General features: G+C 62.1%; 10 protein-coding genes and 2 pseudogenes. 4 read left to right on the top strand and 8 right to left on the bottom strand.

Annotation, left to right across the window (positions count from 1 at the left end):
* Positions 1-55: 55 nt before the first annotated feature.
* From NOM06_RS08710 to phnR, 5 genes are all read right to left on the bottom strand, one after another.
* Positions 56-1462 carry an FAD-dependent oxidoreductase gene (locus tag NOM06_RS08710; protein ID WP_255911137.1) on the bottom strand — a complete coding sequence of 469 codons (1407 nt, stop codon included), beginning with the start codon at positions 1460-1462 and terminating at the stop codon, positions 56-58.
* 18 nt (positions 1463-1480) lie between these two features.
* On the bottom strand, positions 1481-3217 hold the full coding sequence (locus NOM06_RS08705; RefSeq protein WP_255911135.1) for a putative 2-aminoethylphosphonate ABC transporter permease subunit: 1737 nt from the start codon (positions 3215-3217) through the stop codon (positions 1481-1483).
* Positions 3214-4308 carry a putative 2-aminoethylphosphonate ABC transporter ATP-binding protein gene (locus NOM06_RS08700; RefSeq protein WP_255911133.1) on the bottom strand — a complete coding sequence of 365 codons (1095 nt, stop codon included), beginning with the start codon at positions 4306-4308 and terminating at the stop codon, positions 3214-3216. Before NOM06_RS08700 ends, NOM06_RS08705 begins: the two co-directional genes overlap by 4 nt.
* A 272-nt stretch (positions 4309-4580) precedes the next feature.
* On the bottom strand, positions 4581-5600 hold the full coding sequence (locus NOM06_RS08695; protein ID WP_255911130.1) for a putative 2-aminoethylphosphonate ABC transporter substrate-binding protein: 1020 nt from the start codon (positions 5598-5600) through the stop codon (positions 4581-4583).
* 120 nt (positions 5601-5720) lie between these two features.
* Positions 5721-6428, bottom strand: coding sequence for a phosphonate utilization transcriptional regulator PhnR (gene phnR / locus NOM06_RS08690; protein WP_255911128.1), 708 nt, complete (start codon positions 6426-6428; stop codon positions 5721-5723).
* Between the two features lie 278 nt (positions 6429-6706).
* Between phnR and phnW the strand changes: the two genes are divergently transcribed.
* The 3 genes from phnW to phnX are packed head-to-tail and all read left to right on the top strand — an operon-like array spanning position 6707 to position 10117.
* Positions 6707-7846: a 2-aminoethylphosphonate--pyruvate transaminase gene (gene phnW, locus NOM06_RS08685; protein WP_255911126.1), complete on the top strand. Its 1140-nt coding sequence runs from the start codon at positions 6707-6709 to the stop codon at positions 7844-7846.
* A complete protein-coding gene (locus NOM06_RS08680; protein WP_255911124.1) occupies positions 7846-9285 on the top strand; it encodes an aspartate aminotransferase family protein in 1440 nt (479 codons plus the stop codon). The genes phnW and NOM06_RS08680 overlap by 1 nt, the downstream gene beginning before the upstream one ends.
* Positions 9278-10117, top strand: coding sequence for a phosphonoacetaldehyde hydrolase (gene phnX, locus NOM06_RS08675; RefSeq protein ID WP_255911122.1), 840 nt, complete (start codon positions 9278-9280; stop codon positions 10115-10117). Before NOM06_RS08680 ends, phnX begins: the two co-directional genes overlap by 8 nt.
* A gap of 98 nt (positions 10118-10215) precedes the next feature.
* Here the strand turns inward: phnX and NOM06_RS08670 are convergent, their stop codons facing one another.
* From NOM06_RS08670 to NOM06_RS08660, 3 genes and pseudogenes are all read right to left on the bottom strand, one after another.
* Entirely contained in the window at positions 10216-10668 is a 453-nt protein-coding gene (locus NOM06_RS08670) for an NUDIX pyrophosphatase (protein WP_255911120.1), read from the bottom strand.
* Positions 10669-10722: 54 nt separating this feature from the next.
* Positions 10723-11352, bottom strand: a complete 630-nt coding sequence (locus tag NOM06_RS08665) for a DUF2268 domain-containing putative Zn-dependent protease (protein WP_043824168.1) — start codon at positions 11350-11352, stop codon at positions 10723-10725.
* 91 nt (positions 11353-11443) lie between these two features.
* Positions 11444-12349: pseudogene (locus tag NOM06_RS08660) on the bottom strand (heme lyase NrfEFG subunit NrfF); the annotation flags it as partial.
* On the opposite strand from NOM06_RS08660, the pseudogene NOM06_RS08655 reads away from it, so the two are divergent.
* A pseudogene (locus NOM06_RS08655) lies at positions 12333-15833 on the top strand (type I secretion C-terminal target domain-containing protein); the annotation flags it as partial. The pseudogenes NOM06_RS08660 and NOM06_RS08655 overlap by 17 nt on opposite strands.
* Positions 15834-15918: the final 85 nt, after the last annotated feature.

Raw genomic sequence — 15918 nt, 5'->3', positions numbered from 1 at the left:
AGAAATAGGGGGTGGGGCGAAACAGTATGGGAAATGGTTGCCCTCTATCGCCGGGCTATTTATCCGCCTTGCCCGCGGCATCGGCAAGTTTGGCCAGCTGTTTGTCATACCAGGCCACCGGGCTGTTTTCATCTTCTGCCCGCTCTTTGCGCCGGATGGCGTTGCGCACCGCCATGGCCCCCAGCCAGCGAAATGGCTCGGGCGGGAAGTAGCCACGCGGGCCGCTGACCAGCGCGCAGTCGCGCCACGGCTTGTCCTCCTCCCGCACTTCATCGCGCACCAAAGCCGCCAGGATCTGGCCGCCGATCCAGCTCTGCGCCACCCCGTTGCCGGAATAGCCGAGGCCATAGACGATATTGGGCTGCCCTCGCCAGTGGCCGAAGAAGGGGAGGCCATCTACTGAGCGGTCGGAGGCGCCACACCAGCTGGCGGCGATGGGTACCTCTTTGAGCGCCGGAAAGAAGCGGCGCAGGGTGCGGGTGAGGGGGGCAAGATAACGGCTGGGGGCATCGAACTCGGCCAGATGGCGGTTGGCAAAGGCGAAGGTGTTGCCCCCTTTGCCCAGCATCAGCCGCCCTTGCGGGGTGGAGCGGTAGTAGTGGACGAAGGTGCGGCCATCCACCACGGAGCGGCCGTGTTCAAGCTGCTGGGCGGCCAGTGCATCCGGCGCTGGGTCGGTTATCACCATATCGGAGGAGACCAGCACTATACTGCGGCGAAACTCGCGAAAGTGCTGCACCATAGCGCTGTTGAGGGCCAGCACCACTTTGCGGGCATGCACCTCACCTTGCGGTGTCTGTACCCGCGCAGGCTGGCCCGCCTCAAGGCGCTGCATGGGGGAGTGTTCATAGACCTCGACCCCCAGCTCCCGCGCCACCCGCAGCAGGCCGCGTACCAAGAGCGCCGGTTGCACCGAGCCCGCGTGGGGGCTGTAGAGCCCCTCCAGATGAACGTGGGAACCGCTCTGGCTCGCCAGTTCACCCTCTGCAATCGCCTGCCACTGGTTAAGGTCGGCTCGCTTGAGTTCCTGCAATACCGGCTCCATCAGGCCGCGCTGGGCCTCGCTGGTGGCGGTGTAGCAGGTGCCCTCGACCCTCAGCTGTGCCTCTATGTTGTGAGCTGCGCAGAAGCGGGCGATCTCGTGCACCGCCTGTTCGGATCTTTGCACCAGCCAGGCGGCCTGCTTTTCGCTAAAGAGGCGCTTTAACGTCAAATACTTGGCCGACCAGGTGAGCAGGCAGCCGCCGTTGCGCCCGGAGGCGCCGCTGCCGCAGCGATCTTTTTCCAGCACCATGATGCGCAAGTGTGGCTCGGCCTGTTTAAGGGCGATGGCGCTCCACAGCCCGGTAAAGCCGCCACCGACGATGCAGATATCGGCCTCGTGGTGGCCGACCAGGGGGATGGGGGGCGCGGGATGTTCGGCGGCGAGCGCCTCGGCCAGCCAGAAGGGGAGAGTGGACATGATGACTCCTCGATAAGGTTATGGGTGGCGCCAGCGCTGGGTGCGATCCAGCAGGGCGCGACTTAAAAAGAGCTGGAGCAGCTTGACGGTGGCGGCGGCCAGCAGGATCAGGGTGGCCATGGCGGCGGCCGCGGCGGTATCGCCGGAATCCTCCATATTGAGCACGGCGATGGAGGCGAGCACGCTGTCGCTCGAGTAGAGGAAGATCACCGCCGAGGTGGTGGTCATGGCGTTGACGAACAGGTAAATGAAGATCTCCAGCAGTGCGGGCAGGGAGGCGGGCAGGGTGACTCGCCAGAATGCCTTCCAGAGCGGAATGCGCAATGAGATGGCCACCAGCTCCAGCTCCTTGGGCAGTTGTTTCAGGCTGGTCAACGCCGTCATATGGCCCACCGTGTAGTAGTGGATGACGCAGGAGAGCACCATCAGCGGCAGAGTGCCATAGAGAGTGCCAAAGAGCGGATTGCCGTTGAAAAAGAAGATGTAACCCAGCCCCAGCACCATGCCGGGTACTGCCAGCGACAGCATGGCGAGCAGATGCAGCAGCTGGCGCAGCGGCGCGAAGTGGCGCCCCTTCTCCTGCGCCCAGGCCAGCACCATCACCAGCACGGTGCCGATCAGCGCGGTATAGAGGCCCAGCTGCAAGGTGTTGGTAAAGGGCTGCCAGCCATAGACGCTGTTGCCGTCAAAGGCGTAGTGATCCAGCGTCAGCCCGAGGTTGTAGGGCCAGAACTGCACCAGGGAGCCGTAAACCGCCATCCCCACCAGCGCCAGAAACAGCAGGGCCCAGAGGGTACACCAGCCGAGCGCCAGCAGATCCCGCAGCCGATGGGGTTTGGGCTGATAGGGCACCGCCTTGGTGCTGCTCTGCTCCTGCATCTTGCTGCGCACTCTGTGCTCCAGGGCAAAGCTCAACAGCGCCGGCAGCAGCAGGGTGACGCTGGCAACGGCGCCCAGCGAGAAGTTCTGCATCCCGATCACCTGCCGGTAGATATCGGTGGCCAGCACGCTGTACTGGCCGCCAATCACCTTGGCCACCCCGAAGTCGCAGATGGTGAGGGTGAAGACGGCGATGGCGGCGCTCAAAAGACCGTAGCGAGCGGTAGGCAGGGTGACGGTGACAAAGGTGCGCCAGCCGCTGCTGCCGAGCACCCGGGAGGCTTCATAGAGGCGGGCGTCGCTCTGACCGAGCGCAGTGATAAGGATCATCAGGGCGTGGGGGAAGCACCAGAAGCCCAGACCGATGACGATGCCGATGGGGCCGTAGATGCTCTCGCCGCCGAGCAGCCCCTTGGCGATCCCCTGATTGCCAAACCAGTAGACCAGACTGATGGCGGGCAACAGGGAGGGCATCAACAGCGGGATCAAACCGATGAGGCGAAACAGGGGCTTGCCCGGCATGCAGGTGCGGGTGAGGGCATAGGCGTAGCCAAAGGCGATGGTCACCACCAGCGTGGTGATCAGCACTCCGAGCCAGAGGGTGTTGCCGATGGTGCGCCCCAGATGAGGGGAGTCGAAGTAGGCGCTGAAGTTGGCAAGGCCTATCCAGAGGCCGTTCTCATCCTGCAGACTCTTTTGCAGCATGGTGAGCAGCGGTAGCAGCAGACCGCCGGTGAGCAGGGTGATGCCGAGCGCAAGCAGGATCAGTTGCAGCAGCTGATCCCGGCTCCAGCCGCGACAGAGCCGCTGCCAGCGAGAGTCTTGGCGGGCTGTCGCTGGCGGCAACAGGGAAGAGGTCGCAAGGGGGGCTGTCATGGGCGCTCTCCTTCAAACAGCTGCATCGCTCCAGCGGGCCAGTGCAGCGAGCAGCGCATGCCGCTGCGCCAGTCACCCTGTTCGTGGCGGGGTAGCTCGTGGGTCGGGCGCTCCACCAGGATCTGCTGCGGGCCCAGATAGGTGTCGGCGGTGCAGATAAGGCGCTGAGCGGCGCCGAGAAACTCCACCTGATCGATGGTTGCTTCAACGCCATGTTGGCCAAGATACGGCTCGCTCGGCGCACTCAGGGTGATTGCCTCGGGGCGGATCGCCACCTGCAATTTGCTGCCGGCCGCGGCCTGATTGGCGAGTTGCAGCGGTTGTTCGTTGAGGCGCACCTGAGTGGGGCTCAGAACCAGGGTCTCGAGGAAGTTCATGGTGCCGACAAAGCTTGCCACGAAACGGCTGGCAGGCTGGTGGTAGATCTCCTGCGGGGTGCCTATCTGCACGATGCGGCCGCCCTCCATCACCACGATGCGATCGGCCATGGTCAGCGCCTCTTCCTGATCGTGGGTCACCATGATGGTGGTGATGCCAAGGCGCTGCTGCAGGGCGCGGATCTCGCTGCGAAGATGGGTGCGCACCAGCGCATCCAGCGCGCTGAGCGGTTCGTCCAGCAACAGCAGGCCGGGGGAGAGGGCGAGCGCCCGGGCCAGCGCCACCCGCTGCTGCTGGCCGCCGGAGATCTGGCTCGGGTATTTGTGGGACTGGGCAGTGAGATCCACCAGCCCCAGCCAGTGATCGACCCGTTCCTTGATGAGATCCCGCGCCAACCCCTGATTCTCAAGGCCGAAGGCGATGTTCTGGGCCACCGTCAGGTTGGGGAAGAGGGCGTAGGACTGAAACACGATGCCAAAGTCGCGCTGCTGGGGCGGCAGCCGGGAGATATTGCGCCCCCCTTGCCAGATCTCGCCGCTGTCCGGCAGATCCAGCCCGGCGATGGCTCTGAGCAAGGTGGTTTTACCGCAGCCGGAGGGGCCGAGAAAGCAGATAAACTCCCCCGGCTCAATGGTCAGAGAGATCCCCTTGAGGGCCTGAAAAGCACCGAACTGCTTGTTGAGATGTTGAATGTCCAGATAGGGCTGGGTCATGGTTCGACTCGCTACTGATTTGGTATATACCAGTTTGCGGGTGAAGTGTGACGGTCAGGTGATCGGGGGATGACAGCTTGATGACAGTCAAATGACATCGGGTCGCCAGCAAGTGGCTGGGCACTGTGCGAATGGACTAAGCATCGCTAATTGAAGGCAATGCAAACTCGGGAAGTTAAAACCAAAAAGCGAAGGCCAACAGCTGTTGGCCTTCGACTGGCAGTTTATTGGCAGCGGTGTGTCTGGCGTGAACAAACCGCCGCCCTTCACGCTTACTGTTTGGCTTCGGTCTTGCCGTCGAAGCTGGCGCTCCACTGGGCCAGGATGGCGTTACGCTCGCGGGCTGCCCAGCTAAAGTCGTTGTCGATCATCTGGCCTTTGATATTGGCGGGGTAACCCGCTCTAGGTTGGGCTACATCGGGGATGGCGACCACGGCGAACGACTTGTTGTAGAGGGCGTTGGCCTGTTCGGTGGCGGCAAAGTCGAGCAGCTGTTTGGCGGCTTCCAGCTTGGGGGTGCCCTTGATGATGGCGGCAGCTTCCATATCCCAGCCCGAACCCTCTTTCGGGAATACCACCTCGATGGGGGCACCCTTGGCCTTGAGGTTGGTAGCCGGGAAGTCGAAGGAGATACCGATCACCGTCTCGCCGCTGGCGGCCAGCTTGCAGGGGGCGGAGCCCGAGTGGGTGTAACGGTCGATGTTCTGGTGCAGGCCGTTCATAAATTGCCAGCCCTGCTGCTCGCCCATGGTCTGCAGCCAGCCAGCGACGCTCAGGTAACCGGTGCCGGAGGAGCTGGGGTTGGGCATGATCACCTTGCCCTTGTAGATGGGCTTGGTGAGGTCGGCCCAACTGGTGGGGGCCGGGATCCCCTGTTTTTCCGCCTCTACCTTGTTGAAGCAGATTGCGCTGAAGAAGGCGTCCAGACCGATCCAGTGCGGCTCGGCCTTGCTGTCGCGAAAGCGGCTGTCGAGCTTATCCAGCCCTTTCGGTGCATAGGCATTGAGCATCTGCTGCTGATCGAGCTGCATCAGGCTGGTGGCGGCCAGTCCCCATACCACATCTGCTTTGGGCTGGGCTTTTTCTGCCAGCAAGCGGGCGGTGACCACACCGGTGGAGTCACGCACCCACTTGATGTTGATATCCGGATGCTGGCGTTCGAACGCGGTTTTCAGCTCGTTGAGCTGCTCCGGTTCGAAGGCGGTGTAGACGGTGAGATCGGTCGCGGCCAGTGCCGGGGCGGTCATGGCAGCCAGCACGGCGGCGGCCAGCAGATGGGTTCCCTGTTTCATCCTCTTCTCCAGTTAAATTGGCTTGGTATAAACCAGATTGGTCGAGAGAGAGGCTAGGGGATCTTTATGACGTGACCGTGACAGCCCCGTGACGTTTTGCCGTTCCTGATTTGTCTGTGACTAATCCTGGGTATCCACCTCGATCTCCAGACTGTCGTGGCGCCAGTACTCCAGATCGAAGTCGAGCACCCGGCCGTGCTGATCGAAGTTGAGTCGCTCGAGGCGCAGGGCGGGCAGACCGGCGGTTGCTCCCAGCGCCTTGGCCACCTCGTCCGGCAGGGCGGTGGGGAAGAAGCGCACCTGCATGCGGGCGTAATGAAGATCGTAATGGGCGTGGTAGATCTCGGTCAGACTGCCGTCGAGATCCAGCTCCAGCAGGCCGGGTACTCGTTCAGGCAGGCAGTGGTTCTCGCAGTAGCAGATGGCGCGCCCGTTGGCGTAGCGCAGTCGCTTGAGCAGAAACAGGCTGTCGAACGGCTTGAGCTGCAACTGCGCCATCAACGCGGGCGGCACTGCCTGGCGGCTTTTCTCCAGCAGCTCGGTGCGCGGCTCGCCCCCTTGCTCCCGCACTATCTGGTGAAAGTTGGAGGTGCGTCTGGGGTTCAAGCGAAAGCGCGGCGGGGTGACAAACCAGCCGCGGCGATCCTCCCGATAGATGAGGCCGTTTGCCTCCAGCTGCACCAGTGCCTCGCGAATGGTGACCCTTGTGGTGCCATAGAGTTCCCCCAGCAGCCGCTCGGAGGGGAGCTTGTCGTTGGGGGCCAGCCCCCCCGCCAGGATCTGGTTGGCGAGGGCATCCTTGATCTGCAGATATTGCGGTTTGCTCATGAAAATCCCTATTTTTACAATAAATTGCGCAATAAGTTGTGCAATGAGTTGGGCAATCGGCTGGGCACAGGGCAGGTCATCTGCCCGGTGGTTAAACGGCGACATCAACATGCGTTGGTAGATACCAGTGCGCCCCCTGCTGTTCAGGCTTCCTAGATTATCGCGAACCCGGCGTTGAAAATGAATTTTTTGTTGCACGTAGCGCCACCCCTTTGACCTTGGCGGGGGAGTTACCCACAATGCGCTCATTCTGGTATATACCAAAAAGGAGCGAAGTCATGACCCATATTCCTGCGACCCCCGCCGCCGTCGATTACCTGCTGCTGACCCCGGGCCCCCTCTCGACCACAGCCACGGTGCGTGCCGCCATGCTGCAAGACAGCTGTACCTGGGATGCGGACTACAACCAGGGGGTGGTGGAGCCCATCCGCCGCGAGCTGGTGCGGCTTGCAACTGGCCCTGAATATGAAAGTGACTACAGCGCCGTGCTGCTGCAGGGAAGTGGCAGCTATGTGGTGGAGAGCGTGCTGGGCTCGGCGATAGGTAGCGATGAGTGTCTGCTGATCATCAACAACGGCGCCTACGGTGCCCGCATGGGGGAGATGGCCCGCTGTCTTGGCCTGCGTCACCATGAGCTGGACTGCGGCGAGACCACCCGCCCGGAGCCCGCCGCTATCGAGGCGATGCTGGCGCGCCACCCCGAGATCACCCATCTGGCCATGGTGCACTGCGAGACCACCACCGGCATGCTCAACCCCCTTGAGGAGGTGGCTGAGCTCTGCCAGCGCCGCGGCATCCGCCTGATTGTCGATGCCATGAGCAGCTTTGGCGGTATCCCCATCGACATGGGGCGCCTTGGCATCGAGTTTCTCATCAGCTCGGCCAACAAGTGCATTCAGGGGGTGCCGGGTTTTGGCTTCGTCATCGCTCGCCGCGCCGCGCTGGCGGCCTGCGCCGGTCGCGCCCGCTCGGTCTCCCTCGACCTGCATGCCCAGTGGCAGACCATGGAGCAGCAGGGGGGCAAGTGGCGCTTTACCTCGCCCACCCATACCGTGCTTGCCTTTGCCCAGGCCCTGCGCGAGCTGGACGAAGAGGGGGGCATTGCCGCCCGCCATCAGCGCTACCGCGAGAACCAGCGCACGCTGGTGGCGGGGATGGCCGCTCTCGGCTTTGCGCCGCTGCTGCCAGAACAGTGGCAATCCCCCATCATCACCGCCTTCTACTCTCCGACCCACCCTGACTACCGCTTCGCCGACTTCTACCAGCGGCTCAAGGCGCAGGGCTTTGTCATCTATCCGGGCAAGGTCTCCCAGGCCGATTGCTTCCGTATCGGTAATATCGGCGATGTGACCCCGGAGCAGATGCGCGATCTGCTCGCCGCCATGGCCAGCGCCTGCTACTGGCAAGGGGACGAGTGATGACCAGCATGCCGGTTCAGGGTTGCGATCTGCGTGGCCGCGATTTGCATGACCATAAGCTGCACGGCAGCGGCCGTGCCGACAGCGAAGGGGATATCAACCTCGGCGAGGGGCGGGCGCGTTGGTGGGCGGGCCAGAGCGAAGATGTACGGGCCGGATTGGCGGAGGATAGCCGCTACTTTCTCCATCAGGCCCTCTCCACCCCCTGTCTCGATCTGCTTGAGCGCGCGCAGGGGAGCTGGTTGACCAGCGTATCGGGCAAGCGTTACCTCGATTTTCACGGCAACAGCGTCCATCAACTGGGCCACGGTCACCCCAGGGTGGTAGCCGCGATGCAGCAGCAACTCGCCGATCTGCCGTTCGCGCCCCGCCGCTACACCCATCAGGTTGCCATCGACTGCGCCCGCACCCTGGCTGAACTGGCTCCCGGCGATCTTAACCGGGTGCTGTTCGCCCCCGGCGGCAGCGAGGTGGTGGGGATTGCCCTGAAGCTTGCCCGCTTCATTACCGGCAACAGCAAGGTGGTGTCCCTGTGGGATGCCTTTCACGGCGCCTCCCTTGATGCCATCTCAGTCGGCGGTGAAGCCTGTTTTCGCGCCGGTATGGGCCCGCTGATGGCCGGAGTGGAGCGCATCCCGCCCCCCACCCGCTATCGCGGTGTCTGGTATCGCGGGGAGGGGGATGACCTGCACTACGCCGATTATCTGGAGTACGTCATCGAGAAGGAGGGGGGGATCGGCGCCTTTATCGCCGAGCCGATCCGCAACACCGATGTACAGGTGCCCTCGAAGGCCTACTGGCAGCGGGTGCGGGAGATCTGTGATCGCCACAAGGTGCTGCTGATCGTCGACGAGATCCCCAATGCCCTGGGCCGCACTGGCCACTGGTTCAGCTTCGAAGCGTTCGGCATCGAACCGGACATCATCTGTCTGGGCAAGGGGTTGGGAGGCGGGGTGGTGCCGTTTGCGGCGCTTATCACCCGCGACCGTTTCAATCAGGCCGCAGCCATCTCGCTCGGTCACTACACCCACGAGAAGAGCCCTATCGGCTGCGCGGCGGCCCTCGCCACTATAGAGACAATCCGAGAAGCGGGATTGTTGGCAAAAGCGCAGGAGGATGGCCGCTTTATGGCGCGCGAGCTCGCGGCGCTTGCCGAGCGTCACCCGCTGATCGGGCAGGTTCGCGGTATCGGTATGCTCTGGGCGCTCGATCTGGTGGTCGATCACCAGAGTCGCACCCGCAATAGCCAGGCCGCCGAGCGGCTGCTTTACCGCTGTCTGGAGCTGGGGCTCAGCTTCAAGGTCTCTCAGGGCAATGTCATCCAGCTCTCGCCGCCGCTCAATATCGCTCGCGCCGATCTGGTGCGGGCCATCACCATTCTCGATCGCGCCCTTGGCGAGATCGCACTTTCACCGAAACAGGAACATCACCATGACTGACTTGCAAATTGCCATCCAGCCGGCCACCGACGTGGAGGCGCTGATCCTCGACTGGGCCGGCACCGTCGTCGATTTCGGCTCCTTCGCCCCCACCTCCATCTTCGTCGAGGCCTTCGCCCGCGCCTATGACTTCCCCGTTACTCTGGATGAGGCACGCCAGCCCATGGGCCTTGGCAAGTGGGATCATATCGCCGCGCTGGGCCGTCTGCCCTCGGTGGATGCACGCTGGCAGGCCCGCTTTGGCCACCCCATGAGCCACGCCGAGGTGGACCACATTTATCACACCTTTATGCCGCTGCAGATTGCCGCCGTGACCCGCTTTGCCGCCCCCATCCCCGGTGTGCTGCCTGTGTTGGACGCTCTGCGGGTGCAGGGGATGAAAATCGGCTCCTGCTCCGGTTATCCCCGTCCGGTGATGGAGGCGCTGGTACCTGCTGCGGCCGATCACGGCTACCGCCCGGATCACTGGGTCGCCACCGACGATCTCAAGGCTGGTGGTCGCCCCGGCCCCTGGATGGCGCTGGCCAACGTGATTGAGCTCGGAGTGAGTGCGGTGCATCGCTGCATCAAGGTGGATGACGCCGTGCCGGGTATCAGCGAAGGGCTTAACGCGGGCATGTGGACGGTGGGGCTGTCTGTCTCCGGCAACGAGTTTGGTGCCACCTGGGACGAGTTTGCCGCCATGAGCGAGGCGGAGATCGCCGCCCGGCGCGCACCGGCCGAGGCCAAACTGCGGGCGGCGGGGGCACACTATGTGATTGATACCCTTGCCGACATCGCCCCGGTTATCGCCGATATCAACCGCCGTCTGGCCGCTGGCGAGCGGCCGTAGGCCATCTGCTTGGTCTAACAAAAGCGCTTGGCTGGCTTGAGATACAACACGCCCCCATCCGGGGGCGTGTTGCATTTACAGGGGGAAGCCGTGCGCGGTCAGCAGATATCGACCCGCATCAGGGGAGAGGGAGCATTGTCGACAAAATGGTGCCAGATATGGTCGTAGAGCGCCTTCTGGCCGGGGAAACTCACCAGCGCCTTGGCTTCGGCCAGGGAACACCAGCGGTATTCGGTGTGCTCATCGTTGAGGGTCACCGCCTGATTGGGCGGGCAATAGACCACAAAGACCGGTACCACCTCCACCGTATTCAAGCTCGCCTCGTAGAACTGCTCCAGATACTGGCCGTTGTAGAGTTCGGTGACCCTGAGCCCCGTCTCTTCGCCAAACTCCCGAATAATGGTCTGCCAGCCGGTTTCACCCGCCTCCACCGTGCCCGCCACATGGCACCAGAAGCCCCCCTTGACCCGTTTCATCACCAGCAATTTGTTTTCGCCATCGACAGTGGTAAGGGCAACGCCGGAGACGGCCTTGCAGCGAATGGGGATCATGATCTTCTCTCCGGGTTTGGGCTCTGTGATAGCCATGAACAGTGTGAAGGCGTGTTAATTGAAATACGCCTCGGCGGGCAGGCCCATGACCTCTATTTCATTCAGGCCATTTTTGGCCAGATAGTTGGCCACCAGATTGAACCCCACCCAGTAACCGGCATATTTGGGAAATGGCCGGTTATCACGGCAGTAGAAAAAGTCTAAAAAGTTGAACTGCTTGCTGGATAGATGGGGCGTCATCTCTGCCAGGAGCGATTGCCAGTCATGGTGATGAGACTCCTTGAACAGCGAGGGGAGTGTGCCGCCATTGAACCTCTGCTCAAAGTAGCAGGCCAGCCCTTCAAAAATCAGGTTTTCGGCCAGTGTTTCTGCTTCCACCTTGTTCTTCTTTTGCACTATATGGTGGACTTCGTGGGCCAGCACGGCAGGCAATTCGGTGATGATCACCTCTTTGATATCAGGCCGTTCCAGATCAAGCTGGAGTTCTATCCGATACATGTTGATGGCCCAGCCACCGATACCCGAGTCGGGAGCATCCCCCTCGGCAAAAGGGCTGAAGGTGACATCCAGTTGGGAGAGATCGAACAAGGCATTCAATTTGTGCGCCGTCTCGGCAAAGACATGCCTAATGGTGTCATCGAGCCCATCGAATTTGCCCGAGTCGTTTAACAGGGTGAGTTGCATCCAGACATCCTTGTCTATTGAAAGAGAGTGCTGAACCACTTGCGTGGTCGCGGCGCCATATCACCATGATTACCCTCCTTCAATCAAGGGGTTACCCGCCCATGATGCTTGCCGTCTGGATCGCCTCGATCAGCGCGGCCCGGTTGATGCGAGGGCGCTCGCCATCGAGCAGTTGCTGCCACAGGGCAATGGCCTGACTGTAGCGGCCATGCAGGAAGTGATCGGAGGCAAGCAGCATCAGGGCGCTCACTTCCCCCGCATCTTGCTTGAGGGCACTCTCCAGCAGGCGGGTTGCCTCGGGAGTCAGCTGCTGGCCCGCCTGATAGTAGAGCACAGTGGCTTGCGCGGCTTGAGTCGCCGCGCTAGCGCCCCCCTCCAACAGAGCGAGACGCTGGTAGGCGAGCAGGGCGTTGTCATATTCACCCCGATAGAGATAGAGCTGGCCGAGCGCCGCCCAGCTGTCGAGATCGGCGGGGCTGCGTTGAAGCTTCTGATGCAGACTCCCCAGCTCCTTGTCCTGCAGATCCCGCGGGCTCAACCCCGCCAGCGGATCAGGACGGGATGCATAATCCTGCCACGCCTGATAACGGCCGGTGCTGAGATACACAGCGGCAACGGCCGCGATGGCCAAGAGGCTAAGCAGCAACAAGGCCCGCCCGTGCCGATGATGGCGGCCGCGATTGTCATGCCGGTTGGCCAGTTGCGCGCGCAGGGCCAGCTCAGCCGCCGGGATGGCGTTGGCCAGGCGGGCGGCGCTCAGCTCCCTGTAGAGTGGTTGGTCTGGGGAGAGGCCCGCTTGTTCTACACGCATGATCAACAGATTCAATTCGCTGCGCGGATCGGCCGCGGGCTGAGGGGGGGCCTCAACGAAAGCCTTAACGGCAGGGATGGGTTGCACCTTTGTGCGCGTCAGGCGGCGAGACAGGATCAACAGCGCCAGCCCCAACAGCAGCAGGGGACCGCCCCACAGCAGCGCCGTGCTGGCCCAGAACGGTGGAGCTCTCGTGGGGCAGAGTGGGGCTGATATAGACCTGAGTGGACGCTTCATCTTTACCGACCTCGATCCCTCGAGCGTGGAGGAGATCGACTATCTGGTGATCAACCTGCCGGTGTTGAACGGTGGTGCAGGCGATCAGTTCGTGGTGGTTGGCGGTATCAACAACGGTAACGGCAGCTGGATCGTGCCGGCGGGCAATCTCGGTAGCTTCAAGCTGCATGCGCCGGACGGGTTTGTCGGCAAGGTTCAACCGATCCGCATCGATGCCATGGTGATCGACCGGGGCGATGATGGCGATGCCAGTGCCCATGTCAAAGTGAGCCTGGAAACCAGTGCCGAATTTGAAAACAAGCCAGTGACGCCCAAGACGCCGGCGGCGACTGTCGATATCGACGACAACGCCGTGCTGGTGGGCAAGGAGGATATCCGGGTTGATTTTGGTCAGCAGCTCAAAGGCGTGATCCATATCGGCGCCGCCGATCAGGCGAGCGACGAGGTGACCATTGTCCTCAAGGGGTTGCCGGCGGGCGTGACCATCAGCGGGGCCGAGTACAACATCTCGACCGGTGAATACGTCATCAAGGTACCACCGTCACTGGCGGGCCTGGAAGGGTTGACCCTTGGCTTGCCACAGGACTTTGCCGGTTCGCTCAATATCGAGGTGAAGGTGGTCAACACGGATACCGCCAGTGGCGACATCAAGGTTGACAGCAGCACGGTACGGGTCGATGTGGCCCCCGTGGTCGATGTGAATGGTGGCCGTGGCGAGCATCCGGAACTGACGCTGACCGTGCAGGACACCAACCATGACGGACAGCCGGACAATCTGGAAGATAGCGAGATCCACCTCGATCTCTCGGTGAAACTGGCCGATATCAGCCCCTCCATCGCGGGTGGCGGCCTCGAAACCGTTGAGCGGGTCACCATCACGGTGGATGTCAAATATGGCTACTTCCTCGATGGCAGCGGCAAGCCGGTCAACACCCTGGTGGTCAACGATGTGGCAGCACTCAAGGATTTGGTGTTTGTGCCCAAAGAGCACTTCAGCGGTCAGGTACCGCTCGACATCAAGGTCGCTATCGTCGATACCGCGCTGGTCGGTGGCCAACAGGTGAGCGACAGCGGCAGTTGGAGCGGCCAGGTCGGCTTTGAGGTGAGACCGGTCAACGATCCGGCCCAGCTCTCGGTGCATAGCGTCACGGGGAGCGAGGATGGCACGGTCAACCTTGCCGGATTTGGCGCAACCCTAATCGATAACGATGGCTCGGAGCAGATCGTCGCGCTGCAGATCAAGGGGGTACCGGATGGCTTCACCCTGTCGGCTCCGGCGGTCAACAATGGTGGCGGCGTCTGGCAGGTACCCGTGGGGACCGATTTCTCCAAGCTGACCCTGATCCCGCCAGCTGATTTCAGCGGCACCGTGGAGCTGTCACTGAGCGCCTTTACCCTGGACAAGGGGCTCACCATTCCCCTCGAAACCAGTGGCAGCTTTACCGTCACCGTGACGCCGGTAGGGGATGCCCTTATCGCCGATATTCAGGATCAGGCGAGCGGTACCGAGGGGGATGTGATCACGCTGGAGCTGGGGCTGGAGACCCGGGATTCCCAGCCAACCGGCGGCAGTGCGGGTAATGTGCATGAGAACAAGCACGAGCAGGTGCGGGTCACCATCGAAGGGGTGCCTGATGGTGCCGAGATCCGCTTGCCAAATGGCGTGGCGGGGACGGTTGTTGATCTGGGTGGCGGTCGCTGGCAGGTCACTACCGAGGGCGGCAAGCTGGGGGCTGTCGAGCTGGTGACCAATGATGCCAACGGTGCACTGGATCTCAAGATCACCGCCCAGAGCCTCGACAACGGCGCCCTCGGCCCCGAGGTCAATGGCACCATCCATGTGGAGGTGAGTCCGGTCAACGATGCGCCAATCAACGTATTGCCAACGGCTCCTCAGGTCGCGCAGGAAGATCAGCCTTTCGTCATCCACGGTTTGCAGGTGAAAGATGTGGACGCGGGCAGCAGCCCCATCAAGATCACCCTGTCGGTGGAGCATGGCACCCTGACGTTGCCTGCTGGCAGCGGCGTGACGGTGGTCGGCAACGGCACCGGTTCGCTGGTGCTGACCGGCACGCTGGCCGATCTCAATGCCTTGCTCTCTGGTGGGGTCACCTATCAGGGCAACAGTGATTTCTACGGCAATGACGCCCTGACCATGGTCACCAACGATCAGGGGAACACGGGTAGTGGCGGGGCACTCAGCGATACCGATGTGCTGCCTATCGAGGTGCAGCCGGTCAACGATGCCCCGGTCAATCAGCTGCCTGGCAGCATGACGGTGAAGGAGGATGGCTCCCTGTCGCTCTCCGGTGTCAGCGTGAAGGATGTGGATGCAGGCAGTGCGCCTGTCTCCATGGTGCTGCGGGTCGAGCATGGTGTGCTGACCTTGCTGGGTGCAACTGGTGCCGTGATGGTGCAGGGGGCGGGTACCAGCGAGATCACTCTGGTGGGGTCGCTGGCTGATCTCAACCAGTTGCTGGCAAGCAACCTGCACTATGAACCGGTCAAAGATTTCTGGGGAGAGGATACCCTTACCGTCACTACCTCCGATCAGGGCAACACTGGTGCGGGTGGCCCGCTGAGCGACACCGATCAGGTGACCATCACGGTCACTCCCGAGCCGGATATGCCGGGTCTGACGGTGGATCAGCATGCGTTCCATGCCTTGCAGGGGGCCGTTATCCCCCTTGGCATCAACGCCAGCGTGGTCAATCCGGCCACCGGTGAGCTCTCCATCCGCATCAGCGGCCTGAATGGGGCGCAGGTGCAGGATGAGCATGGTCAGAGCATCGGTCATGCCGATAGCAATGGCGACTGGCTGATCCCGGCCGATCACTCGGTTCCGCTCTACTTCAGCGGTTTTGGCGACGGTGACCATGTGCTGGGGATCAGTGCCGAGTCGAGTGTCGGCGGCTCAACCGTCAGCACGCCCCTTGAGACCATCACGGTGCACGGCCAGAGTGGTCATGAGCTGGTCGGTTCCGATCAGGGGGATTGGCTGTTTGGCTCCGCTGGTGATGACCGTCTGCTGGGGGGGCATGGCAACGACATCCTCACCGGCGGGGCTGGCAGCGATCTCTTCGTTTGGCAACACGGGGATGAGGGGAGTCTGGGGCTGCCCGCCATCGATACCATCACCGACTTCCATCCGGAGCAAGGGGACAAGATCGATCTGGCTGATATGCTGCAAGGGGTCACTGGCAATGGTGTCGATGATCTGCTCAAGCATCTCTCAGCCTCGGTGACCACGGGGAGCAATGGCCTGAGCGATGTGAATCTCTCGGTTTCCCCCGCGGGTGATGGCCAGATAACTCAGCAGATCACCCTGAAGGATGTGGATCTAACCAGCTGGAATCTCACCAGCACCTCGTCCCACGATATCCTGCAGAGCATGCTGGAAGATCAACATAGCCTGATCATCCAGCACCCCTGATAGCGTGCGTGAAGCTTAAAAAAGAAGAGCCGGCAATTGCCGGCTCTTTGTTTATCTCTGCGTGGATTGTTTTTATGCGGCCGTA

This window comes from Aeromonas sp. JL9, from assembly GCF_024436075.1.
GTDB lineage: Bacteria > Pseudomonadota > Gammaproteobacteria > Enterobacterales > Aeromonadaceae > Aeromonas > Aeromonas veronii.
Note: the sequence above shows the minus strand (reverse complement) of the source record. Positions and strands in the feature narration are given on the sequence as shown.

Coding starts and splice junctions, on each gene's coding strand:
- NOM06_RS08710 (WP_255911137.1), bottom strand. CDS start 1,462: ATGTCCACTCTCCCCTTCTGGCTGGCCGAGGCGCTCGCCGCCGAACAT.
- NOM06_RS08705 (WP_255911135.1), bottom strand. CDS start 3,217: ATGACAGCCCCCCTTGCGACCTCTTCCCTGTTGCCGCCAGCGACAGCC.
- NOM06_RS08700 (WP_255911133.1), bottom strand. CDS start 4,308: ATGACCCAGCCCTATCTGGACATTCAACATCTCAACAAGCAGTTCGGT.
- NOM06_RS08695 (WP_255911130.1), bottom strand. CDS start 5,600: ATGAAACAGGGAACCCATCTGCTGGCCGCCGCCGTGCTGGCTGCCATG.
- phnR (WP_255911128.1), bottom strand. CDS start 6,428: ATGAGCAAACCGCAATATCTGCAGATCAAGGATGCCCTCGCCAACCAG.
- phnW (WP_255911126.1), top strand. CDS start 6,707: ATGACCCATATTCCTGCGACCCCCGCCGCCGTCGATTACCTGCTGCTG.
- NOM06_RS08680 (WP_255911124.1), top strand. CDS start 7,846: ATGACCAGCATGCCGGTTCAGGGTTGCGATCTGCGTGGCCGCGATTTG.
- phnX (WP_255911122.1), top strand. CDS start 9,278: ATGACTGACTTGCAAATTGCCATCCAGCCGGCCACCGACGTGGAGGCG.
- NOM06_RS08670 (WP_255911120.1), bottom strand. CDS start 10,668: ATGATCCCCATTCGCTGCAAGGCCGTCTCCGGCGTTGCCCTTACCACT.
- NOM06_RS08665 (WP_043824168.1), bottom strand. CDS start 11,352: ATGCAACTCACCCTGTTAAACGACTCGGGCAAATTCGATGGGCTCGAT.